Genomic DNA, 25,255 nt, shown 5'->3' on the forward strand with positions numbered 1-25,255 from the left:
CTCTTCTATCAGTGTATTATCCTCTGTAAAAATAGGGTCTGCAAATTTCGTTTTTCTATTCGCCCATCTCAATGTCTTTCGGATTATATCCGAAGTTTTTCAATAAGATGTCGCTGTCTCTCCAGTCCTTCTTCACCTTCACCCAAAGCTGCAGATTGACCTTCATTTCCAGCATATCCTCGATCTCCGGGCGGGCCTGGGAGCCGATCTTTTTCAGCATTTGTCCGCCTTTGCCGATAATGATACCCTTGTGGGAATCTCTCTCACAGATGATCGTGGCCTCGATGTCACAGATCCGGCCTCTCTCCTTCATGCTTTCCACCGTCACGGCAATACCATGGGGAATTTCTTCGGACAAAAGTCTCAGAGCCTTTTCACGGATCAGCTCCGCCACGATCTGACGCATGGGCTGGTCGGTGATGGTATCTTCATCATAAAATGCCGGGCCGTAAGGCAGATATTTTAAAATACACTGGATCAGCACATCCGTGTTGTCTCCCTTCAGTGCGGACACCGGAACGATCTCCTGGAAATCCAGTTCTTTGCGATAGGTATCGATGAACGCCAGGATCTCTTCCTTTTTCACGGTATCCGTCTTGTTGATTACCAGAATCACGGGAGTCTTGGTCTTCTTCAGCTGCTCAATAATATGACGTTCTCCGGCACCGATAAAGTTCGTGGGCTCCACCAGCCACAGGATCACATCCACGTCGTTCAATGTATGCTCCGCAACATTGACCATGTAATCGCCCAGCTTGTTTTTCGCCTTATGGATACCGGGAGTGTCCAGAAATACGATCTGTCCCTCTTCCAGTGTCAGCACCGTCTGGATACGGTTACGGGTGGTCTGGGGTTTGTTGGATGTAATGGCAATCTTCTGTCCGATCAGTCGGTTCATCAGTGTGGACTTTCCTACGTTGGGACGTCCGATCAGTGTGGCAAAGCCGGATTTGTATGCCGGATTTTCGTTCATTATCATTTCTCCTGTTCTTGTCTTTTTCCCTGACACTTTTCTGTCAGCCGCCGGTCCGTCCGGCTTATCTTATAGATTCTCACTCATTGCTGTTTTGTGTGGCTACCGTATTCTCTGCTGTATTCTCTGCCGTGTTCTGCAAAGTCTTCTGCATTCTTGCTTCCTCTTCGGCGAATTTTTTCTTTTCCTCCGCCCGGATCCGCTTCGTGCGCTTCTTGATCTTTTTCAGGATCAGTACAATGATCACGATCACGATGGCCCAGATCACCAGATAGGGGATATGGATCACGAACCAGATGGCTGCTTCCTTAATACCCTCGCCGATACTCTTTAAGCTGTCCATAAAGCCTGCAGAAATACGTTCCCATGTGGTCTCTTCCTCTACCGGAGTATAGACCTCTACTTCATCAATATAGAGGTATACGGTGCTGTAGTCAACCTGATTATCATAACTTCTCAACTGGGATTCCATACTTTCCAGCTGGTATCTCACATCGGACAGGCGCTGTTCGATGGTAATGATGTCTTCGATGCTCTCCGCCTGTTCCAGCAGCTGCAACAGTCTCTCCTGTTCCGTCTGCAGGGCATCCCTGTGACTTTGCAGATCCACATAGGTCAGTGTCACATCCTGTACATTCTCCGAACGACTGGTCACATTGCCCAGCTCTGAGACCGTATTTTGGAACTCCTCCAGTCTGTCCTTCGGGATGCGGATGGTCAGATTGGCATTCCTTGTAGAACGATAACTATAATATGTACTGCCGTTATAGGCATCCAGACTTTCGATATAGCCGCCGAGCTCTGTTACTTTATTCTCTACCGCGCTTAACAGCTTATCATACTCCCTGGTCTCGACATCCATATTCACGGTCTTGATCAGTTTCCGGTCTGCTGTGGCTGCAGTCTCCTCAGGCACTGTAGTACTTGTGTCCTGAGCATTTCCTGCGGAATCGTACCCTTCTGTCATGCCAAATCCATCTTCATAAGCGGACGCCTCCGGTGCAGCTGCCTCCTTGGAAGCAACAGCATAATCCGCATCCATGAGATCACTGATTCCGTAACTGCCGTTCGATGAGCTGCCGCAGGCGGTCAGCGATAATATCATGCCGGCAGTGAGCAACCCTGTAATGATCTTTGTTTCAAAATTTCGTTTTTTCATAACCCTCTCCGTTCTGCGGACGGCATCCTGACAGCCTGTCGGATCCGCCTGCTGTTGACTTTTTATTGTTCACCTCTATAAACGAAATATTCTCACAGAAGTTCTTTATTTATTTGCCTTTTTTGCTATTGAGAACCACATTTGCAAATCGCAGCTTTCTTTTTGCTGCTTCAAAAAAGATTTTCCACTTTCAGGAATCTCTCCTGCTCTTCCTTTACCTTGGAAGCCGTACCTACCACACAGAGCAGATCCTCCTGCATAAATGCACGGATATGTGCGGACAATGCACGGATATCCTCTTCGGTAGCCGCCAGCAGTTCGTCGCGTTCTCTCTGTAAAGTGGCATTATCCAGTCCTGTCATATAGGCACTCAGGGAATACAGTCCCTTTGCCGCCGGATTCATGGGTACGTCCAGATCACTGACCGCACCGATGATATACTGGGTCATGGTACGTTCATCTGCTGTGAACTCTGCAATGGCATCTGCAGCTTTCTCGTAAGTTTCAATGGTCTTGCCCAGATTCGGATCTCTGTAGGAGACAAAGTAGCTGTCACCGGATCTGCCGAAGCTGCACATGCAGCCGTAGGCACCACCCTTGACACGGACATTAACCCACAGATATTCATACCCCATCATGACTTTGAGTACTCTTAATGCTCCCGTATATTGCAGTCCACTCTTGCGGAAATTACCGGCACGGCATACGTAATTGACCTGACCGGAGGTTAAGAAACCTTCGTTTTTCCGGGAGGTTTCCGGAATGTAATGTTCTTTTTCCACATTTTCCATATAAAGTGCTGCTTTGAAAGCTTCCACCGGAGCATCTAAAAGAGCCACGGCTTTTTCCTCACCTACGAAATCCACCATGAGGTTTTCCGGACGGAAGATCATTTTCACTAAGGTCTGTAAGATTTCCACCAATTCTTCTTTTTTCTCGTCAAAATGAGCTTCCAGATCCGTGATCAGACGATAGAACGGGATACCGGAAATCTCTTCGCTCACAGCTCCGGGAATACTGCCGTAGGATAAGGCTCTTCCGGCCGCCACACTGTGTCCTCCGGAGGTCATCTGTGCCTGCATCCGGGACTTGCCCTCCGCCAGAATCTCATACAGTCTCTTGGCATCCGTAAAATCACTGGTCATTACGATCTCACGCATCAGATCGATTGCTTCCGCAAGGCGGTCATAAAATACCTTCGTCTTCAGTTCCAGAGTCAGTATAAACTGATCCGTATCCTGCAGCTTGCCATAGACATTATTTACCGCAGCCATGCCGCCGGTGACCAGATTCATCTCGTTAAACAGATCTCCATAAGCATAATGCTCCGTATTTAACAGTCCCAGGCAGCCCTTCAAAATGCCGATATACGGGAAATATTTACCGGGGATCTGATCCAATCTGAAGATCAGACGTAAATAGCCGATGCCGTTTGTAAACAGATCATGATACAAAAGTGTGGTATCTCCAATGCTCCGCACTTCGTTCACCGGCAGATTTGCCTCTTTCTTCATATCTTCCCGTTTTAACAGAGGGATTTTCTCCAGATCTTCCTTTGCGTCTTCGCTCTCCTGGAATTCGGTCAGCTTCTGGAAGGTCTCCTTCACGTTCTCGATCTCTTCCGGACTCATGGCAGCTTTCACCTGTGCCATCTTTTCCCGCTGTTTCTGCTCCTGCTCTTCCAGAAGTCCCAGCTTCGGCTGCAAGATCACCACGCTGCGATGGGTATTGTCCAGCAGATATTTCTGTACCAGACCCTCAAAATATCCGGTCTTCACTTTCCCTCGAAGTTCAGCGAAAGTCTCGTTGGCCTCAATGTGAATGAACGGCAGTCTGTCATCGTACAGCCAGCTGTCCAGCACCTGTAAACCGTACATAAGTCCCTTGGGGTAGGAACCGAAATCCGCCTCTCTGTATTTGAATTCATAATAATTGATGCCGGCAAGCAATGCCTTTTCGTCGAAGCCGTCCTTTACCAGCTTTTTCAGCACTTCTTCCGTTACCTGTAAAAATTCCTGTTCTTTCTCTACGGAAGTGTCCTTCGCCACCACACTGAAATAGGGCTGGCGGATACCATTCTCATAGATGCTGTAGACATCCTTACCCACACCACAGTCCACCAGGGCCTGTTTTAAGGGTGCTCCTGGAGCGGAACACAGGGCATAGTCCAGGATCTGGAACGCAATGTAAAGCTTCGGGTCCAGACTATTGCCCACGCAGAAGTTCTGGGACAGGTAGGTATTCTCCTCCTCGTCCTCTCCCTCGCCGATGGGACATTCCCTGACAATACGATTCGGTGTGGTAAATGCCGCCTCTTCCGTCACTTCGGAATCCACCTCAAGGGCATCGTAGGCAGACAGATAATGCTCATCGATAAAGGTCAGTTTCTCCGCCATATCCATATTGCCATAGAGATAGATATAGCTGTTGGAGGGATGATAGAATTTCCGGTGGAAATTCAGGAATTCTTCGTAGGTCAGCTCGGGGATCACTTCCGGATCACCTCCGGATTCGCAGCCGTAGGTGGTGTGAGGATACAGGGAATTCATGATCTCCCGCTCCAGCACATCATCCGGAGAGGAAAAAGCACCCTTCATCTCGTTATAGACCACACCGTTGACTTTCAGCTCCTCGTTGTCACCTTCCAGCTCATAATGCCAGCCTTCCTGTCGGAAAATAGATTCGTTTTTGTAAATATTCGGGTAAAAAACCGCATCCAGATAGACATGCATCAGGTTCTGGAAATCTTTTTCATTGCAACTGGCCACGGGGTATACAGTCTTGTCCGGATAGGTCATGGCATTTAAGAAAGTGTTCAGAGACCCCTTTACCAGTTCCACAAAAGGATCCTTCACCGGGAATTCCTTCGATCCGCATAATACGGAATGTTCCAGAATATGGGCTACACCGGTGGAATCCTTGGGTGTGGTGCGGAAACCGATATAGAATACCTTGTTCTCGTCATCATTGGATACAAGTGCCACCCTTGCTCCGGTCTTCTTGTGGCGGCACAGATAGGTCACGCTGTTAATGTCCGGGATCTGCCGTTTCTCTATAATCTCATATGTGGATAAATCTTCTACTCTCATTTCTGATGTGTCCTCTTTTATTCTATCTTAATCGATTTCTCCGTGCTACGCACTCTCGAAATCGTAACGACCATTTGCAATCCGGACTATCGTCCTTCTTGCTCATGTTCGTTTGCTCCCCTCATAGAAAGCCTTCGCCGCCTGCAAGCAGTCGCTCATGCTTTCTATGGGTGAGCTTAATCTATCAAAATGCGGCCAGTGCCAGCTTGCTCATGGAGATTTCCTGAATCACGACACCCTTCGCCTCTTTCTCCTCCGGTGTCATGGCAACTAATTCCCGGATGTTCAATTCCTTCGTGACATAACGCTTTTTGCCTCTGCCGAAAATCCTTTTTTTCTCCTCGATGATATTGATCTTCACCCGAGCCTTGATCCGGTCGTAGATCTTCACAAGAAAACTGTCCGGCTTCAGATAATACAGATGGGTCTCCAGCGTATCCTGGGGATCCACCTCTTTTTCCGCTAAAATATAGCGTTCCACGATCAGGCGGAATTTAAACGCCACCTCGTCCTGATCCAGCAACTCTGCAAAGGTATATTTTGCGCCTATGTAGACCTTTGCCGTATCCTGCAGGCTGTATTTATAATTCTCATAAACTGTCTTTTGCATTGTTGTCGATATCCTCAATCTTGAAACCGCTCATTCTTATGGCATCCTCGATCATCTTGCGGGACATACCGGTCTCTTCCATCAGTTCCTCCGTGGTCACCTTGCGGTGCAGTTCTTCCGCCAGTTCTCTGGCCTTATCCGCTACCTTGTTGACCTTATCTTCCACTCGCTTGTCGATCTTGGAATTTTCTGCATGTCCGGCAATGTATTCTTCCATGGCATCCATGATCATTTTGCCGAGCATTCCCTCGACTTCGTCCGGTTTCTCCAGACTGCCCAGCATGGTCACACCGAAGGAAAGTGCCAGATTGCCTTCTCCCACCAGATCTTCCAGCAGAACACCCTGTCCGGCATAGAGTTTTGCGATCTCTGCCACATCCGCCAGATGCAATTCGATCAGGCGCTGCTGCGCATCCGTCTCTCCCGCCATGGCCGCGATGGAAAATGCCAGTTTTTCACCGTCACTGTAGGTCGGTAATGCCGCTACTTCATCCAGATATTCCTGTAAGTAATCCTTTTCTTCCTCCGTCAGGAATTCATCGGGATCCATAGGCTGCCCAATACCGATTTTATGTTTTAACAGATAGTCAAATACCATCTGCAGCTGTTCATTGCTCAGATCCAGCTCGGCGAATGCTTCCTTTACCTGTTCTTCGCTGATGCAGTTGCCCTGCTCCTTGGCGGTCTTGCGGACCTGCTCTAAGGTCTGGGCAAATAATACTTCTTTGTTCATATAGGGTCTCCTTTATAATAACATCACTTTCTCCGTGCTTCGCACATTGCCTGCAAGCAGTCATGCCGTAACGGATATTGCAAATCTTATTATCATTTTACATGCTCATGGGTAAATAAATGATACTGGCAATATTCGTAGTTGCCGTTACATTTGGAGCAGAAACGGAACTCCAGATTCGGATCGTCCTCTTCTGTCCGTCCGCAGACGGCACATTTGTGTCTTGTGACTTTCGCCCGTCCGGCATTGGATTTTCGTTCGAACTGTGCCTTACGGTGCATCTGCTTCGGTGAGATACGGCTGCGATGCAGTCTGTAAAAGTATAACACAAAATTCAAAAGTGATGCCACTACCGCAAACTTGGTGAACAGATTTCCGGCAATTACCGTATAGACCATCAGAATGGCATCCAGAATTCCCATCCATTTTACCTTCACAGGGATCACGAACATCAACAGTACCTGCATATCCGGATACGTTGCGGCAAACGCCAGAAAGATGGACAGGTTGATATAGTAGGTGCTGAACGCATAGGACCCGCTGTAAAATACCAGGGAAGCCGCTTCCGTACTCATGCCGCCAGTGATCAGATATGCCACGCCCATGCACAGGAAACTTCCGATAATCGTAAACAGCATACCGGAAAAGATATACACATTATAGCGATAAGTTCCCCAGGTACGCTCCAGCGCCGTACCCAGACTATAATAGAAAAACAGCATAATGATCGTGAAGATATCCAGACTTTCCGGAGGAACGATCACCCAGGTCACCAGTCTCCAGACTTGTCCGTGCAGGATCCGGTAAGGGTCCAGTGTCAGAAATCCCAGCAGATTATTGCCGGCTGCTTTTCCCATCAGTTCGATCACATATCCCGCCACATAACACATGATCAATACCATGGTCAGGTTATGGATCGCATATTTTCCAAACTTTTTTTCGAATTTGCTCATAAAACAATGTCTCCATAAATAGTTATATTTTGATTTTTCTCTATCGAGATTGTAACATCCGGAAGAGAATAAGTAAACTGCACGTTCTCTTTTTTCAGAGTTTTCCCGAAAAATTTAAGTTACATTTTACAAAACTTTAACAACTAAACTCCCCCATTATTCGTTGCATTGTGGTGTTTTTTGTCGTATAATGAAAATGTTTTGTTGATGAAAAAAATGCATTAAATAAGTAGATTTATTTTTATTTCAGGAAGGATGTATCACATGAATTCACAGGAAAAATACGCAACTCTTGGCATAGATATCGGTTCCACCACTGTCAAGATTGCTATTTTGGACGAAGAACACAATATTTTATTTTCCGATTATGAGCGTCACTTCGCCAATATCCGGGAAACTCTGTCTGAGCTCCTTAAGAAAGCTTATGACCAGCTGGGTGAATTGCAGCTGCACCCCATGATCACCGGTTCCGGCGGTCTGACACTGGCCAACCACCTCGGCGTTCCCTTTACTCAGGAGGTCGTAGCCGTGGCTACTTCCCTGCAGGAACTGGCTCCCAAGACCGATGTAGCCATTGAATTAGGCGGTGAGGATGCGAAGATCATCTATTTCGAAGGCGGTAACGTGGAGCAGCGTATGAACGGCATCTGCGCCGGCGGTACCGGTTCCTTCATCGACCAGATGGCCAGTCTGATTCAGACGGACGCTTCGGGCTTAAACGAATATGCGAAAAATTATAAATCCCTCTACACCATTGCTGCCCGCTGTGGTGTATTTGCCAAAACCGATATCCAGCCTCTGATCAACGAAGGTGCTACCAAGGAAGACCTGTCTGCTTCTATTTTCCAGGCAGTGGTGAACCAGACAATTTCCGGTCTGGCCTGTGGTAAGCCGATCCGCGGTCACGTAGCTTTTCTGGGCGGGCCTTTACATTTCCTGTCTGAACTGAAAGCTGCCTTTATCCGTACCTTAAATCTGGATGACGAGCACATCATTGACGTGGACAACTCCCATCTGTTCGCAGCCATCGGTTCCGCACTAAATGCGAAGGAGGAAGTCTGCATCAGTCTGTCTGACATGGTGAAAAAGCTGTCCTCCGACATCAAGATGGAGTTCGAAGTAGAACGTATGGAGCCTCTGTTTGCGGACAAGGCTGCTTATCAGGAATTCGTGGAGCGTCACAGCAAGCATCACGTGACCACTGGAGACTTACAGTCCTATCAGGGCAAGGCTTTCCTGGGTATCGATGCCGGTTCCACCACCACGAAGATCGCTCTGGTAGGTGAAGATGGATCCCTGCTGTACTCTTTCTATTCCAGTAACGACGGAAGCCCCTTGAAGACAGCGATCCGTTCCCTGAAGGAGATCTACTCTCTCCTGCCCGAAGGCGTGGAGATCGTACGCTCCTGCTCCACTGGTTACGGCGAAGCGTTGATGAAAGCTGCTTTTCTGCTGGATGACGGCGAGGTAGAGACCGTGGCCCATTACTATGCCGCTGCTTTCTTTGACCCCAGCGTAGACTGTATCTTAGACATCGGCGGTCAGGATATGAAGTGCATCAAGATTAAAAACCAGACCGTAGACAGCGTACAGCTGAACGAAGCATGTTCCTCCGGCTGTGGCTCCTTTATTGAGACCTTTGCCAAATCCCTGAACTATACCGTGCAGGATTTCGCTCAGGCTGCCCTGTTTGCAGAGCATCCTATCGATCTGGGTACCCGTTGTACCGTATTCATGAACTCCAAAGTAAAACAGGCGCAGAAGGAAGGCGCTTCCGTAGCAGATATCTCCGCAGGACTTGCTTACTCCGTTATCAAGAATGCTTTATTTAAGGTAATCAAAGTCTCCGATGCTTCAGAGCTTGGTAAAAATATCGTGGTACAGGGCGGTACTTTCTACAATGATGCTGTTCTGCGCAGCTTTGAGAAAATTGCAGACTGCCAGGCGATCCGTCCCGACATCGCCGGTATCATGGGTGCTTTCGGTGCGGCTCTGATCGCCAGAGAACATTACGAAGACGGTTATGTGACCACAATGCTGGATTATCAGAAGATCTGCGATCTCCAGTTCGAGACCAGCATGGCGAAATGTAAGGGTTGTACCAACAACTGTCGTCTGACCATCAACAAATTCTCCGGCGGCCGTCAGTTCATCTCCGGCAACCGCTGTGAACGTGGTATCGGCGGTCAGAAGAATGCCCACAATGTACCGAATTTATACGAATACAAATTACATAGACTGTTCTCTTATGAATCTCTGGACGCTGACAAGGCTCCCAGAGGTGTAGTTGGTATCCCCAGAGTGCTGAATATGTACGAGGACTATCCGTTCTGGTTCACCTTCTTCACCGAGCTGGGCTACCGCGTTGTGCTCTCTCCCAGCTCCAACCGTAAGATCTACGAGCTTGGCATTGAATCCATCCCCAGTGAATCCGAGTGTTATCCGGCGAAACTGGCTCACGGCCATGTGACCTGGCTGATTCGTCAGGGAATCAAGTTCATCTTCTACCCTGCGCTATTCTATGAGCGCAACGAGTTCGAGGATGCCAACAACCATTACAACTGCCCTATCGTTACTTCTTATTCTGAGAATATCAAGAATAACGTAGAGGAAATCGCCGGCGGTGAGATCACTTTCCGCAATCCGTTCATGTCCTTTAGAGATCTTGGTACCGTGACGGATGCGCTGACGAAGGAATTCACCGAGATTCCCGCCGCAGAGATCGCCGCAGCCTGCGAAAAGGGTTGGAAGGAACTGGCAGATGCCCGTCACGATATGGAGAAAAAGGGCGAAGAGACTCTGGAATACTTACGCAAGACCGGCAAGCGCGGTATCGTGCTGGCAGGCCGTCCCTATCATGTAGACCCGGAGATCAACCACGGTATTCCCGAGCTGATCACCTCCTACGATATGGCAGTACTTACCGAGGATTCCATCTCCCATCTGGCAAAACCGGAACGTCCTTTGATTGTATCCGACCAGTGGATGTACCATTCCAGACTTTACGCTGCCGCAAGCTATGTAAAGACGGTGGAGAATCTGGATCTGATCCAGTTGAATTCCTTCGGCTGCGGTCTGGATGCCGTTACCACCGATCAGGTGAACGATATCCTCTCCGGCTCCGACAAGATCTACACCTGCCTGAAGATCGATGAAGTCAACAACCTGGGTGCGGCCCGTATCCGTATCCGTTCCCTGTTGTCTGCGATCCGTGTCCGTGAAAAGATGGGCAAGCACCGCAACATCCGTTCTTCCGCTATCGAGAAGGTACCGTTTACCGAAGAGATGCGTAAGGACTACACCATCATCTGTCCGCAGATGTCCCCGATCCACTTTGAGATCTTGCAGCCTGCGTTCAATGCCTGCGGTTACAATTTCGTGGTATTGGACAACGATAACAAGCACTCTGTGGATGTTGGTCTGAAATATGTTAACAATGATGCCTGCTATCCTTCCCTGCTGGTAGTAGGTCAGATCATGGAAGCTCTGCTGTCCGGTAAATATGACCTGAACAAGACAGCCATCATCATGAGCCAGACCGGTGGCGGATGCCGTGCAACGAACTATATCGGCTTCATCCGTCGTGCCTTGAAGAAAGCAGACATGGAGCAGATTCCCGTTATCTCCCTGAACCTGGCAGGTATCGAGAGCAATCCCGGCTTCCATCTGAATGCGGATCTGCTGTTACGTGCCGCTGTGGGTGCGGAATTTGGTGACATCTTCATGCGTTGTGTATATCGGATGCGTCCTTATGAAGCAACTCCGGGTTCCGTGGATGCTCTGCACAAAGAATGGCTTGCGAAGGTACAGAAATTTGTCTCCGCGAAGCATATCAGCATTCCGAAGTTCCGCAGGATGTGTACCGAGATTATCCGGGATTTCGATGCGGTTCCGGTACTGGATATCAAGAAGCCCCGTGTCGGCGTGGTCGGTGAGATTCTGGTGAAATTCTCTCCTGCAGGCAACAATCATCTGGTAGAGCTGCTGGAGAGCGAAGGTGCGGAGGCTGTAGTACCCGACCTGATCGACTTCATGCTGTACTGCTTCTACAACCAGATCTACAAAGCAGAACACTTAGGCACCAGCAAGAAGACTGCAAAGATTTCCGCGCTGGGTATCTGGGCCATCGAACATATCCTCCGTGGCTCTGCCGTGAAGGCTTTTGAAGAAAGTAAGCATTTTGATCCGCCTACCAACATTTACAAGATCGTCTCCTATGCGGAACCGATCGTATCCATCGGCAACCAGACCGGTGAGGGATGGTTCCTGACCGGTGAGATGGTGGAACTGATCAAGGAAGGCGTACCGAACATCGTATGTACCCAGCCTTTCGGCTGCCTGCCGAACCACGTAGTAGGTAAGGGCGTTATCAAGGCTCTGCGGAAGGCATATCCTTCCTCCAACATCGTAGCCATCGACTACGATCCCGGTGCCAGCGAAGTCAACCAGCTCAACCGAATCAAACTCATGCTCTCCACCGCCCAGAAGAATCTGAAGAAGGGCGAAGGAAGCGCGGAATAAAACATTTATAGTCTGAAACCACTGCCCGCGGCAAGGGATTCCATTGGAATTCCATGCCGTGGGTGTTTTGTATTCAGATCTCTTTTCCCAAACAAACATCTTTTCAGAATATCCCCTGTCATGTTATAATGCACTCAGATATGCTTGTGCCTTCAAAAGTGCCCGCTCTATTGCTTATCTGCATGTCCCACAATGTTCATTTATCTCCATTTTCGCTAAAAGCTGTTTTCTGGCTATTTTAGTACAAAATTTCTCATATTTTTTCTTTTTTTGTATCTATTTTACCCTTTTTCTTTATTTTGATACAATCATCCCTTTTTCCACTTGAAAATTAGACTTTTTTGTATTTTTTTCTGGTATTTTATCCTATTTACACCAAACCATTTTGAAAGGAGTTTTTTATGATTCAGAATTTAGACACTCGCCTTAATAAATTACAGACACAATGTGACTACCTACGCCGCAAAATTTCCGCCTTTCCAGAAGGAGAATTATCCATTCAAAAAAATGGATCTTACCAACGCTGGATTATCAGAAAAGAGGAACAATCTGTATATTGTCCTAAATCAAATCGTTCTCTTGCAGAGATTATGGCCTTGAAAAAATACTACTCTCTTCTGCTACTGGAAGCCGAAGAAGAATTTTCTCTGCTAAGTTCCTATAAGAAAATTTCATCCTCACAAAGCCGCTCCAGGAAATTATCCTCCTCTGACCTTCTAGAGGAATCTTCACCATATTATGAATTGCTGCAAAGTCATTTTGCGAAGGACAAGCTTCCGGTATCGATGCAGAAATGGTGTGCGGAAAGCTATGAAACAAACAGTTCTCACCCGGAAAATCTAATTCATACTACACTGGCGGGACATAAAGTCCGTTCCAAATCCGAGGTTATCATCGCCAATCTTCTGTACACAAATCATATTCCATATCGTTACGAGGCAGCTCTGGCCTTAAATGAGTTGACAGTCTATCCTGATTTCACGATCCTGCATCCCACCACGCAGCAGTTCTTCTACTGGGAACACTTCGGGATGATGGACAAGAACAATTATTGTGATGCTGCCTGCAACAAACTCAAGTCTTACTGCTACAACGGAATCTTTCCGTCCATGCAGCTGATCACCACTTACGAGACCGGCAAGGTTCCCATTCGTTCAGAACAGGTACAGCAGATTATCACGCAGTACTTTTTATGATATGATGAAGCAAAATCACTTGCTTGCAAGTGTGATTTTGCGAAATGCATTGAGTGAGCTGTGCTCACGATATAATGAGCGCAAGAGAGCCAACATGCTTGCATGATTGGCGATAACCAAACGGGCACAAAAAAAGACCGGGCGTGTATCGGCCTCCAGTCATTAGATTGATTCTGTTTCTAACTTTTGGGCGGTACAGCTCCGGTTCTTTAAGGTGAGCAAGCTCTCTTTCACCTGCAATCTCACGATGCATTTGCGCTGCGGTTCTCAATGTATTGTTGCAAGACTTCGGTGACTTCCTCCGGTGCCAGGCCGGCATCCTCGATCAGGTCACTTACTGCCTCCAGTTCTTTGCGCCTCTTCTGCTCATATAATTCTTCCAGTTCCCGTTCCTCGGATTCAATGCGGATATTCAGCGCATTGATCAACTCCTGTTTTGCCTGGATCTTTTCCTCCAGGGATTTTCTCTGTCCTCTTGGCATATACTGTGTGCTCCTTTCCTTATGGCAATACTATCGAAAAGGCCATTCATCAGGGATCACAAGCGTAGCATAAGCTGCCGTGATCAGTCATGAATGGCCTGATATGTTACAGTATATGGACAACATTGTAAAAATATACCATATGTCTGTTAATATTATACCGCTATAATTTTTGTCCTATCGGAACAAGCGTCCACAGATATTTTTCTTTGCTCACATCAAATCTGTCGGACCTAGCCCAGGTTGTCTACTGCCGCCTTCAGCTTGTCCAGTGCAAGCTCTAGAGTTGCTCTGGGGCAGGCAATATTCACTCGCTGGAAGTCTGCTCCACTGGGTCCGAACATTGCTCCGCCATCCAGCCAGAGTCCCGCTTTCTCTACGATAAACTGATCCAGTTCCTTGCCGGAAATCCCAAGTTCACTGCAATCCAGCCATACCAGATAAGTACCTTCCGGCTCTACCAGATGAATCTGTGGAATTTTCTCCTGCAGATATGCTCGCAGGAAGTTCAGATTCTCAAGCAGATAAGCTCTCAACTGATCCAGCCACTCCTGTCCGCCACGATATGCAGCCTCGCAGGCTACCGCTCCCAACGCATTCGGCTCATCGTATCCGGTCTTGTCGATTTCCTTCTGGAATGCTTCCCGCAATGTCTCATTTGAGATAAAAATATTGGAAATCTGTAAGCCTGCCAGATTGAAGGTCTTACTGGGTGCGGTGCAGGTCACGGTGAACTCCGCAAAACGGGGATCCACATTGGCAAACACCGTATGCTCAAATCCGGGATATACAAAATCATTGTGAATTTCATCACTGACTACGATCACATGATGGCGCAGGCAGATCTCTCCCAAATACTGCAGTTCCTCTCTGTTCCATACTCTTCCCACCGGATTGTGAGGATTGCACAGGATAAACAGTTTTATATTCTCCTGCACAATCTTGCGCTCGAAGTCTTCATAATCTATGCTGTACTGCGACTTTCCTTCAGTTACCCTTTTTTCGTATACCAATGTATTATCAATCACCCTACGGTCATTGTCCCTAATGATATTGGTAAAGGGATAATACACCGGATTTTGGATCAAGACCGCATCTCCCGGCTTTGTGAAAGCTTTTACCGCTGCACCCAGTGCAAATACCACACCGGGGGTCTTCATGATCCACTCTCTCTTCGTCTTCCAATTATGGTTTTTTTCCATCCAATTGGTTATGGCATTATAATAAGCATCCTTAGGCTGGGTGTATCCGTAGATTCCATGATCTACCGCCGCGTGAAGGCTTTTCGTAATCTCCTCCGATACTGTAAAGTCCATGTCTGCGACCCACAGTGGCAGCACATCCGCAGGCTTGCCTCTCTCCACGGCATAGTCGTACTTCAGGCAGTTCGTTCCCTTACGATTTATAATTTTATCAAAGTTGTATGTAGCCATACGAATCCTCTTACCTTTCGACAACCTGCAAGCTTTCTGCCTGTGGCCCCAAGTTGCAGGTTAAATTTTTCTGTCAATCGTACCTATTCTACCAGGACCTTCTGCACGTCCTGACTCGTTGCGTCTGTTGTGGGACTTCCGTGAAACTTTCCGCGGAACTGGCTAAATTACTATGTATACCAGTCAACCCCACTCAGGCAAAGGCCTGCTCCAAGTCTGCCAGCAGGTCATCAATATTCTCAATACCAACAGACATTCTCAAAAGCTTTTCATCCACACCCAGAGTTTCCCTGACCTCTACAGGTACATCTGCATGGGTCTGCTTCATGGGATAGGTCAGAAGACTTTCCACGCCTCCCAGGCTTTCTGCAAAACGGATCAGCTTTACGCTCTCCAAAATTTTAACAGCTTTCTCCGCAGAATTCAATCGGAAAGAAATCATTCCGCCATAGCCGCTGCACTGTCTGTCAATCAGCTCCTTATCCGGTCTGGAATCCAGTCCGATATAATAGACTTCTTCCACTTCCGGTCTCTGTTCCAGCCAGTGTGCGATGGCCAGAGCATTCTTCTGGTGCTGTTCCATGCGGACTGCCAGTGTCTTGATACCGCGGAGTAACAACCAGCTGTCAATCGCAGACAGACAGGCTCCTGTAGTCTTGTAGATATTATAGAGCTGGTCATACAGAGCATTATCCTTCACCACCAGAAAACCGGACAAAGTATCATTATGTCCTTCCAGATATTTGGTTCCACTGTGTACCACGATATCAGCTCCTAATGTCAACGGCTTCTGGAAATAAGGAGACAGAAATGTGTTATCCACGATCAACAGGCATCCATTCTCATGCGCAAGATCTGCAATTGCCTGAATATCCGCTACTTTCATCATCGGATTGGACGGTGTCTCCAGATAGATAGCTTTTGTCTCCGGGCGCAACGCTGCCTTCACCGTATCCACGTTGGAAGTATCTACACAATCCACGGAAATACCATTCTTGTGACTGATCATGTTCCACAGTCTCAACGTACCGCCGTACAGATCATCGGTAGCGATCAGATGATCTCCGGGAGAAAAGATTTCCATCATTGCAGTGATTGCCGCCATTCCCGTAGAAAATGCCAGTGCCTCTGTTCCCTGTTCCAACAGAGCAACCGTCTTCTGCACTTCGTCTCTGGTGGGGTTGCTGCAGCGGGAATAATCATATCCCGTACTCTTCCCCAGTCCCGGATGCGCATACGCCGCATTCTGATAAATGGGCATGCTGATGGCGCCGAACGGATCCTTTCTCTCATTACTTCCCTGGACACATATGGTCTCTGCTGCAAATGCCATCTTTTTCTCCTCCTATGTCTATGTATACTATATTATTCCCTTTATATTTCCTACTGTTCCAGTAGGTATAGTATATATTTATCATAGTACATAGAAAAAGTCAAGTTTCTATTCCATATTTACCAATAAAGTTTCATTTCTTTCTCAGCTTCCTGCTCTGAGATATTCAGTTTCAGTCTCACCTTTTGTAAAGTTTCTTCATAACTGGTATTAAAATCCTTGCACATTATAATAATCCCTTGCGCAACTCCCTGAGAAATCCCCTGCGAAATTCCCTGTGCAATCCCTTTTCTTGTATACTGATCAAATAATTCACACACCCTGATCTCATCCTCCTCTTTGATTCCCATTTCTTTTAATGCATCTCCGGTATCATCAACATTTGTATCTCCGGATAATACCCGTAGCATCTTAACTGTTGCTTCTTTATGAATCACTTTTCGGTCCGACCGATAGCTATCTCCCTCTGCAAGATAATCCACGATGATTCTCATATCACTTTGAAAAAGCTCTCGTATTTCTCTGGGTAAATGACGCATTTCCCAAACATGAAGTTGTACATCATCTACATACTTCCATATAATATCTGCAGTCGCCCCTTCTTCATCAAATAACCGGTGCAAACTGCATCCCCCTTTCCACCTGCTCTTTCCCCAGTATAACACAATTTCTATCACAGGATATAGGCTCGGATTTTGTTTTTCATATTGTCTGCGGTATTCTCCACCTGCATACCCGGCCTTGCGCAATACCATGCCCTTATCCACCTTTGTCTGATTGGCAAATAAATACAATACCTTAGGCACCCCATTTACCACATGGTACTTTGCTACATCTTCCAATTGATTTCGCAATCCATTTTCTTTATCCAAGTAAAGACTCTCAGTAGCCGCCGACAACATTTCATAATCTTTAACCCTTCTTCTCCCTTCATGTAACAGAACATTAATAATGTCCGCCGCCACATCCGCATAGCTTTCAAAATTTTTCGTCACAATATCGTTTGTTTCCAATAGTTTTCTCCCTGTCCGATTGTTCTGTCAATCCATGAATTTGCGGCGATCCGCCATCGACTGCACCTACGCATTAAAGCATTTTCAGAATATTGCCTATATAGACTTTCTTAAGATGTGATTACTATAGCACATGCATATCGATTCTGCAAGAAAATTGCAGGTAAAAAACCATACAAAAACAGAGCTGTGGAAATTGGTACTTTTCCACAGCCCTGCTCTTTGTGCAATTTGTCTTTTCTGCGTCGCCCGCAAATCCTTTAATCCAGCTCAAACAGCTCCGCTGCGCTGACCGTCAGGCTCTTAACAGCGCCTTCGGTCCGCTTGGCTCCGTTGTCGTAAACGGTTGTCGCCCGGATGTAGATGGTGGCGGCATCCTGATCGTTAAGCGTCATCTTGCCGCTGCCGGAGAACAGGCCCATCTCCGATGCAGGGAATGCCAGCGTGTATACACCGTCACTGGTCACAGAATAATACGACGTACCTGTGACATAATAGTCCTTTCCACCTTCCGTAAAGTGATTGTCTCCACCGGTGATCACATGTGCATCCACTGCTGTTCCTGCGGAATTCATTACCGTAAGCCCGGTCAGAGGCTTCACCTTCAGCTTGTCCTTGCCATATGCGATCTCTATGGCATCCGCATCCGTGGATTCCTTGAAGAACTCTACCCGGATCTCCGTTGCTGAAGACAGGATGTTGTAATCGGTAGCCTTGAAATCCACCTGAATCTTATTGCTTCGATCCAGGATCATCTTGTTGGCAGCATCATACATCATATATACGGAGTCAATGGTGTTGCCGTTGTCATCCCGGAAAAATACGGAAGGTGCCTTGGTTCCTGCATTGTAAGCCGCTACCATGGTGTTCACAAACAGCTTCTTCTCCGCCATTCCCGTGGGCTCCGTATGTCCCGCACCGGAATACGTGACATTACCCATGCTGTAAATATAATAATTATTTACCACATCTTTAGGGCTGACATTATACAGATTCACGCCATTGTCGTTGCCCCATCCGTTGTTCCACTCGGTCTGCGACTTTCTGGTCTTGGCATTGTCGGACAGGTCGGACAGACAATACCATACCACAATATCATTCTTGCCGTCTCCGTCCTTATCCAGCTCCATGTTCGGCTGCAGCCACTGATAATGTGTTGCCGCCACTGTCAGAGTCTGCTGTTCTTCTGTAGTGATCTGATAAGGATAATTAGTGATCTGTCCTTGATTTACCTGCGAAACGATCATATCAGGACCGGCACCGTCTCCGAATTCCTTGTAATCTCCCAGCACCGTGATCTGCCCCTGAGAGTTCGTTGTCTTATCCATACCCTGATAAAACAGAGAATTGCGAATCGGGAAACAGAAGCTCGTATAAGACGTTCCTTTCCGCAGGATCGCATTGATCCGATTCTGCACATAACGGACTGTCGTATATTTGGTCGTACCCTCGATATTTCCGACCGTCTGATCACTGCTCCGGTCCGTTCCCGGCTTCCATGCCGTATCGTAATTGTACTGCGTGTCCAGAATATTGTAATAAGCATCATAACGCTTTCTCTGGGCATCGGATAAACTGGAATTGTTCCTCTGGTCATCATAATATTCCAGCAACGCACCATAACGATCCAGCCCTACCGCCGCACGCATGGTCTTGTTGAACTCGTAGCCCCAGTACCAGCCTTTACCGCTACCGGCCTTACTGTTGATATAAGAACTGCTGTCATGGGTAAACAGGACACTCTTACCATCTTCGATATAATCACGGATGGCTTCGGATACTGCCATGTTCTTCAGGCTCTGATCCTTGCTTCCGAACTGATAGTTGTCTCCGAATCCCAGGATCAGCATATCGTACTGCTGGAAAGTATTGTATGCCGCATTGTAATAAGCCTCAGACTTCTGTTCATCGGTCTTAAGCTTTTTCAACTGATCGTCTGAAATCAATCCGTTGATAAAAGTTGAAGTCTTCACGGAATCAATAGATACATTAAATTCCCGGATACCGCTTAACAGTGACTTTACATCACTGTCACTTTCCAGATTCCACAGTGTCTTGTCATTAGATGCTTTTCTGTCGGACATCAGCTGCAATACCTGAATATCCACTCTGGAACCTCTGTCCACTGCCGTATAACCGGACACTGCGGTTCTCACCAGTGCATCAGAATTATCAAAGAAGATCATCTTCCAGGGCAATACTCCCTGATAATCATCCGGCAGCACTCTGACTACCTTATAGGTATATCCGGTGCGCAGCTCGTAATGGCCACCGTCATTCTTCGCCACTTCCTTCCATTCCTGCCCGGATCTGACATACAGATTCAGTCCGGCAAGCTCCTCTGTGGAGGAAAGTGTCTGCCCGATCACATCGGAACCGGAAAAGCGACCGTCGGAGTTCTTATCAATATACAGCTTGCAATCATACGTCGTGCTCACCTGGGAGGCAGCCGCATCATTGGACAGAGCAAAAATATACTGCAGATAGAACTTACCGTCCGTCATCTTCAGGAACGCATCGTTGATACCGTCCCCGTTGTAATGCAGCTCTGTAGGAATATAATCTTCCCCAAGATTTTTCACCCATTCGATCTGCAGTTTGGAAAGATTCAGATGGTTGCCAAAGTTTCTCTGTCTCTCTTCTCTTGCTTCCTTTGCCGCCTTTGCGGCAGCCAGCGCCTCTTTGCTGTCATCCGCCGCCTTTTCTGCTGCTCCGGGTACTAGCTGACTCTCCGCAAATACATTCTCCTGCCAGTATTTGTAATTGCCGCTTTCATCCGTGGACAAGGCAAACTGTATCAACTGGTAAAAATAGGAACTTTCGTCCACTGTTGCCGTATTGGCACTCACCTTACCGTCAATTCCCGTCAGAAGTGCATTCGCAAATACTACCGGATACCCGGCGGAAATATACTGCTCGAACTCCTTTTCTCTGGTGGAGTTCATATCGTTTCCCGGGCCACGGTACTGATTGGAAGTGTGACTCAGGGAATCATCCTTCAGACGGTTCTTGTTATCATCCGATTCATCCTTATAATCATACAGATCCCCGATATGCGTATAGATCAGCCCATTCATGGAACTGTCATTGTAAACGGTCTGATTGTTTTTCACATTCATGGTTCCGGTGCGGGCACCCACATAGATCATATCATATCGATCGTTGAGATCCTCTATCTTGCCAATGAACTCTGCGGAAGCCATCTGGGTAATGGAAATCCTTCCACCGTAACTGCTCTGCCCCAGAAATCCTTTCACGGAATCTGCAGATAAAGCTCCAGTTCCGAAATCATAACAGGGCTCCAGATCCAATATCGCAAGGCTGTCCTTTACCTGGCTTCTGTGCAGATACCAGTTCATAATATATCTGGTGATGGAAGCTTTGCTGATCTCTTCATTCAAAGTGACCGCCGTGGCATTTTCCTGTGTGATCAGAAAATTCTCGTAGCGGATCTCTTTCAGGACATCCGTGTAGATCCATGCTCTTGTCGTATCTGACTTCAGATCCGTCAGATAATCCTCTGCCGCATAAGCTTTGGAACTGTCGTTGTTCAGGTATACATTTTCGTTCAGGTATTCCTTCAAGGTATCCAACGTCAGGGTATCCGCATTTGCCGCCTGCATTGCAGACGCATAGGATCTGATATTTCCCTCTGCCGCGCTTTTCAGCGTATCGACACTTACATTTTCCCAATAGGAATCTCCCTGACCTGCGATTGCGGTTGCCACATTGTCATCCGACACCTGCAGCAGAGTCAATGCCAGTTTCGTCAACACTTCATTGCTCTGGGTGCTGTTCTTGGCATAAAAATTATAATCCATGATCACCGGCACTCTGGCTGCAGCGGTTCTGATCCCGCTGCCGTCCACGCCAAATGCCAGCTTTGCGATCACGGTTGCCGCAGAGACCATATTGGACGGCTCTGCCCCGTAATTTCCCTGACCGGAAAAATAGAACAGATCCACATCTGCCAGATCAATTCCACAATAAGAATCCTCCGCTGTAATGGAAGCATCTGCCAGATCAGCCAGTTCCTGCAGGGTAAGTGTTGTCACTTCGATCTTCAGTGTATCGATATCGTCTCCGGTGGCTGTACCACTCTCATAACGACTGGTACCGGACAGATTCAGGACATTTTTCTTGAACCATTCTTTGTTGTAGAAACCGCCGTTATAGGCAATAGTCTCCGTAGCATCCTCTCTGTCATCCCCTACAAAATCATAGCTGTTGGCGGTGTCAAAGCCCGCTTCCCCCTTGTAAGTAACCTGAAGGGAACCCGGTGTCACCATAGTGTAGCTGCCGGCCTCATCCTTACGATAGGTATCGATCAGACGGTAATCACCGTTTTTGTCACTTACTGTCATTGCAGATACATAATAGTCGCCGTTATCATTTGCTGTGAAATCCACAAGATAGGCACTGGCTATGGTCTCAAATGTATATGCCTTCGAAACATCATCCCATTTTGCCCAAAGCTGTGCGCTATCCGGCTGTGCATGATCCAGGATGTAGAGATTCTGGGTAATATCTCCGGCAGAATAGGCTGCTATCGCATCTCCTCCGGATGTCGTGCGTGCCTGCACAGCAGTACCTGCATCATTTCCGGATACCCCTCTGGACGTAGTCTTTAATCCATCCGGCAGTGCCGCATCGGTACCGTATACAATCTGTCCAAGATAGGTATAAACTGCAGTCTCACCCGTACCTATCTTCTGATAGATTGTCCTTCCCACATAATCTTTTGCCTGAAAACTCGTTTTATCAATAGCGGCCAGATCCGTCTCCGAAATTGCATATAAGCCCTGCGCATATCCCCTGGTGCTGTCTGAACCATTGATAATCGTAGTCTCCAGTCCGTTGCTTCCTCCGGTAGATCTATGGGAAAATACCGGGGTCACGCTTTTGGCATCCCGGTTACTGTCTCCGGCGGCCTCCAATGCACTGTATCGGTTATAACGTTCTCCTGCTGCCACCGTCTCCCCATTGGCAATCTCACGATAGACCGCATCGATCTGTTGGTAATTGTATCTGCCGGATCCGTCCTGTCGGAATACAAAGCGTCCTCTTACGTCCTCGGTTCTGGAAGCTCCGGTGCTTTCGCTGTAGGCAGAAAAAGTAACCGGACCTGTCGTCGGAAACTTTGCAGCATCCAGACTGTCCATAGCTGTCTGGCGCTCTGTGGCTGACGGCATCTCGGAAAGCTTTCTGCCCTCAGATACCGGCTCCTCGCCGCCTGCCAGATAGCCGATCGTGGCATTTTCCTTCGACGGAACGATCTCCAGAATATGGAAAGTACCATCAGAAGAAGCTACCGTATCCTGTACCAGTTTTTCAATACCCGGAAGGGTTCTTTCCTGCGCACTGACCTCCATAGAGCCATAGCTCTGACCGGCTCCGACGGCCAAAGCTATGGTGAGGATTCCTGCTATATACTTTTTTGAATTGCGTTTCCAATTCATGGTCATTTATTATCCTTCCATTCCCACCACTCCGGATTCTTCTCTACTTCCAGTAAAAGATTTCTCTTATGATCCGGATATCGTTCATCATAAATGGTCATAATTAAATAATCATTTTCTTCATGTGCGCCAATATCAAACTGTACCTGCGAAAAAGGAAGATGCATATTATCAATTTCTGCAAATTTCGTGTTGGAATCCAACGGAAGTTCTCCCTGGAAATATCCTGCCAGTTTTGCTGCTCTATGTCCTTTCTCTCTTCCAGACTCAAAACCATACGCATGCAGATCATAACGATTCGTCCAGGTAGGTCTCAGCACCGTAATCACATGCTGATCATTGGCAAATAAGATATCCACTACCGGCACCAGTATTACCGTTTCGGCCACTAATGTGGAATCATCCAGGCTCCATGCCTGAAGCTTCAGACGATATTCGGTATCCCAGGAAATATAGCTAAGTGCTCTTATCTCTGTAGATTCTCCCGTATTTTCTGTTGTCAGATAGCCTTCCTGATGAACATTATCATATGCTCCGTCATAGACTTCAAAACCGACCTGATATGATTTTTGTATTCCGTTCCATACCTTGAAATCATTATTCAGCTCACTGGGAATATCTGCAAATCTCCAATTTACTTCCCCTTTATAATTTCGAATCTCGCAATTAATTTTTCCATTACGGTTTAATACAAACTGACTGGAGTAAATATACGGTTCCTTCGCGTTTACAACCGTCTTCAGGGGAGGGATTGTAATATCGATTTCTCTGGTAATCTTAATATCTGCTGATAAAGCTATCACCGCACGTACACGTACTACCGTATCCGTCATATTTCCACATTCCAGTTCTGCCTGGAACTGTCGACCATCAGAATCTGTCAAACCGGTTATTTTGTAATTATTGGCATAATCATCTACCACACTCCACTCAATCTGTGGATAACCATTTCTGTAATCCGCCCAGGACGGCAGACATTCAATCAATGCCTTATAACCGATCTTTTCCGTACTTCCTTCGGTAAAATCATATGTGGTCAGATTCCTGGCAATCAGTGTTGCATCATATTTTCCGTCAATGTTGGTATAGGGTAATACCGATACCTTTGTGGATGCAGACATTCCGGGATCCGCCACGGAAGTACAGGTTACCTGTAGCACAAGTGTTCCGGTCGGCTCATATCTGTCAGCCGTCAAAAGACCGCTCCCATTTATCGTGGTTCCTGCCTTAAGTCCAGTTGCGTCCACTCTTGCCACGCTCCAGGTCACCCCGGCATTTTTAGCCTCTTCTGTTCCTTCCATAGTATAAGAGTACTGCAGGCTGTCCCCCTGAATCACCGAAGCATCTTTCGGTTCTATGTCCAGAGAATCCACCATATGCTTTTGTACCGTTACGGTAGCCGTTGCCGCTATGGTAGGATCCGCTACGGCGGTACAGGTTACTGTCAGAATATTCTCTGCTATGGTCTCATCCGCTGCCACACTCAGTTTACCGTTACCGCTGATGGTACTCTTACATGCGCTGCCATCCTGATAACTTACGGCCCAGGTCACGCCCTGAGCAATGGCTTCCTCGTCTCCGGTGATCTCGTAATCGAAGACGAAAGCCTGTCCCTGTTTCAGATCTGCGTGCTCGGGAATGATACGGATGCCGCTGATCCAGGAATAGATACTGGACGGTTCGGAGCTCAGATCATTTCTTAACTTGATGGTCTCGGAAATATCATAGGATTTGTCCTGATAGGTAAAGGTCATATTCAGAACGACTTTCCGCTTATCCAGTTCACTGAGGTCCACGCTGAAACTGCTGACATGCTCTGCCATCAGTGCGGGCTTAGCCGCGTCAAAATCTCCTACCACAACTTTGCCTTCGCCGTCCTTAGTATTTGTTACCTCGTAAAGATATACCTGATTGGCATCGGCATAATCCGCTCCGGCACCCCCCTGCCAGCGGATCATATAGCTGTTGTCATTATTGATCAGACGCAGCTCGCTGACACTGGCATTGGTTACTTCCATGCCGTTAACGTCTTTTGCCACATTGCCATCAACATCAACCGCTTCCTGATCTGTCAGATTGGAAAAGCTGATACCCTTCTCCACATCAATGATCAGATCGATCATCTGGTTGGCGGTCAGCTGGGCTTCTTCCTGCAGGGTCAGTTCCTTGTTCCCCCGCATATAGGAATTGTTGCCGGCGACCACGAATGCTCCCACCGCACCAGCTACTATGGTCATGATGGCAAGAGATACGATGATCTCTACCAGAGTAAATCCTTTCTTTCCAATACCCATGGTCAAC

The 25,255-nt window shown here is 47.4% G+C and carries 14 protein-coding genes; 2 read left to right on the plus strand and 12 right to left on the minus strand.

Features of this window, described 5'->3' with window-relative positions:
• Window positions 1-55: 55 nt before the first annotated feature.
• From era to DW835_RS00360, 6 genes are all read right to left on the minus strand, one after another.
• Entirely contained in the window at window positions 56-973 is a 918-nt protein-coding gene (era, locus tag DW835_RS00335; RefSeq protein WP_117464945.1) for a GTPase Era, read from the minus strand.
• 79 nt (window positions 974-1,052) lie between these two features.
• Window positions 1,053-2,132, minus strand: coding sequence for a DUF4349 domain-containing protein (locus DW835_RS00340; RefSeq protein WP_118730461.1), 1,080 nt, complete (start codon window positions 2,130-2,132; stop codon window positions 1,053-1,055).
• Window positions 2,133-2,302: 170 nt separating this feature from the next.
• Window positions 2,303-5,221, minus strand: a complete 2,919-nt coding sequence (locus DW835_RS00345; protein WP_118730462.1) for an insulinase family protein — start codon at window positions 5,219-5,221, stop codon at window positions 2,303-2,305.
• 184 nt (window positions 5,222-5,405) lie between these two features.
• Entirely contained in the window at window positions 5,406-5,831 is a 426-nt protein-coding gene (locus tag DW835_RS00350; RefSeq protein ID WP_022313373.1) for a hypothetical protein, read from the minus strand.
• The gene (locus DW835_RS00355; protein WP_118668334.1) at window positions 5,812-6,564 is read right to left on the minus strand and encodes a hypothetical protein; all 753 of its coding nucleotides are present in this window, start codon (window positions 6,562-6,564) and stop codon (window positions 5,812-5,814) included. Before DW835_RS00355 ends, DW835_RS00350 begins: the two co-directional genes overlap by 20 nt.
• A gap of 92 nt (window positions 6,565-6,656) precedes the next feature.
• A complete protein-coding gene (locus tag DW835_RS00360) occupies window positions 6,657-7,517 on the minus strand; it encodes a hypothetical protein (RefSeq protein ID WP_118668333.1) in 861 nt (286 codons plus the stop codon).
• 264 nt (window positions 7,518-7,781) lie between these two features.
• Here DW835_RS00360 and DW835_RS00365 point away from each other — a divergent pair, with 264 nt between their 5' ends.
• Complete coding sequence (locus DW835_RS00365; RefSeq protein ID WP_118668332.1) at window positions 7,782-12,038, plus strand: 2-hydroxyacyl-CoA dehydratase; 4,257 nt, start codon at window positions 7,782-7,784, stop codon at window positions 12,036-12,038.
• 590 nt (window positions 12,039-12,628) lie between these two features.
• The gene (locus tag DW835_RS00370) at window positions 12,629-13,234 is read left to right on the plus strand and encodes an ATPase (RefSeq protein WP_118537212.1); all 606 of its coding nucleotides are present in this window, start codon (window positions 12,629-12,631) and stop codon (window positions 13,232-13,234) included.
• Between the two features lie 242 nt (window positions 13,235-13,476).
• On the opposite strand, the gene DW835_RS00375 is transcribed toward DW835_RS00370, so the two are convergent.
• The 6 genes from DW835_RS00375 to DW835_RS00400 all read right to left on the minus strand — a co-directional run bounded on the left by DW835_RS00375 (window position 13,477) and on the right by DW835_RS00400 (window position 25,248).
• Window positions 13,477-13,716 (minus strand): hypothetical protein, encoded by a 240-nt coding sequence (locus tag DW835_RS00375; protein WP_022313368.1) that lies wholly within the window; start codon window positions 13,714-13,716, stop codon window positions 13,477-13,479.
• 233 nt (window positions 13,717-13,949) lie between these two features.
• On the minus strand, window positions 13,950-15,149 hold the full coding sequence (locus DW835_RS00380; protein WP_118668331.1) for a MalY/PatB family protein: 1,200 nt from the start codon (window positions 15,147-15,149) through the stop codon (window positions 13,950-13,952).
• 193 nt (window positions 15,150-15,342) lie between these two features.
• On the minus strand, window positions 15,343-16,482 hold the full coding sequence (locus DW835_RS00385; RefSeq protein WP_118668330.1) for a PLP-dependent aspartate aminotransferase family protein: 1,140 nt from the start codon (window positions 16,480-16,482) through the stop codon (window positions 15,343-15,345).
• Window positions 16,483-16,601: 119 nt separating this feature from the next.
• A complete protein-coding gene (locus tag DW835_RS00390) occupies window positions 16,602-17,495 on the minus strand; it encodes an Rpn family recombination-promoting nuclease/putative transposase (protein WP_118668329.1) in 894 nt (297 codons plus the stop codon).
• A 260-nt stretch (window positions 17,496-17,755) separates the two neighbouring features.
• Window positions 17,756-22,954, minus strand: coding sequence for a DUF5057 domain-containing protein (locus DW835_RS00395; protein ID WP_182430185.1), 5,199 nt, complete (start codon window positions 22,952-22,954; stop codon window positions 17,756-17,758).
• 2 nt (window positions 22,955-22,956) lie between these two features.
• Complete coding sequence (locus DW835_RS00400) at window positions 22,957-25,248, minus strand: prepilin-type N-terminal cleavage/methylation domain-containing protein (RefSeq protein ID WP_118730465.1); 2,292 nt, start codon at window positions 25,246-25,248, stop codon at window positions 22,957-22,959.
• Window positions 25,249-25,255 lie beyond the last annotated feature (7 nt).

Source organism: Clostridium sp. AM34-9AC, assembly GCF_003480225.1.
Taxonomy (GTDB): domain Bacteria; phylum Bacillota; class Clostridia; order Lachnospirales; family Lachnospiraceae; genus Acetatifactor; species Acetatifactor acetigignens.

Bases quoted from the DNA above. Each gene is read 5' to 3' on its own strand.
- DW835_RS00350 (WP_022313373.1), bottom strand. From the start codon at position 5,831: ATGCAAAAGACAGTTTATGAGAATTATAAATACAGCCTGCAGGATACG.
- DW835_RS00370 (WP_118537212.1), top strand. From the start codon at position 12,629: ATGGCCTTGAAAAAATACTACTCTCTTCTGCTACTGGAAGCCGAAGAA.
- DW835_RS00360 (WP_118668333.1), bottom strand. From the start codon at position 7,517: ATGAGCAAATTCGAAAAAAAGTTTGGAAAATATGCGATCCATAACCTG.
- DW835_RS00375 (WP_022313368.1), bottom strand. From the start codon at position 13,716: ATGCCAAGAGGACAGAGAAAATCCCTGGAGGAAAAGATCCAGGCAAAA.
- DW835_RS00380 (WP_118668331.1), bottom strand. From the start codon at position 15,149: ATGGCTACATACAACTTTGATAAAATTATAAATCGTAAGGGAACGAAC.
- DW835_RS00385 (WP_118668330.1), bottom strand. From the start codon at position 16,482: ATGGCATTTGCAGCAGAGACCATATGTGTCCAGGGAAGTAATGAGAGA.
- era (WP_117464945.1), bottom strand. From the start codon at position 973: ATGAACGAAAATCCGGCATACAAATCCGGCTTTGCCACACTGATCGGA.
- DW835_RS00395 (WP_182430185.1), bottom strand. From the start codon at position 22,954: ATGAATTGGAAACGCAATTCAAAAAAGTATATAGCAGGAATCCTCACC.
- DW835_RS00340 (WP_118730461.1), bottom strand. From the start codon at position 2,132: ATGAAAAAACGAAATTTTGAAACAAAGATCATTACAGGGTTGCTCACT.
- DW835_RS00365 (WP_118668332.1), top strand. From the start codon at position 7,782: ATGAATTCACAGGAAAAATACGCAACTCTTGGCATAGATATCGGTTCC.
- DW835_RS00355 (WP_118668334.1), bottom strand. From the start codon at position 6,564: ATGAACAAAGAAGTATTATTTGCCCAGACCTTAGAGCAGGTCCGCAAG.
- DW835_RS00400 (WP_118730465.1), bottom strand. From the start codon at position 25,248: ATGGGTATTGGAAAGAAAGGATTTACTCTGGTAGAGATCATCGTATCT.
- DW835_RS00345 (WP_118730462.1), bottom strand. From the start codon at position 5,221: ATGAGAGTAGAAGATTTATCCACATATGAGATTATAGAGAAACGGCAG.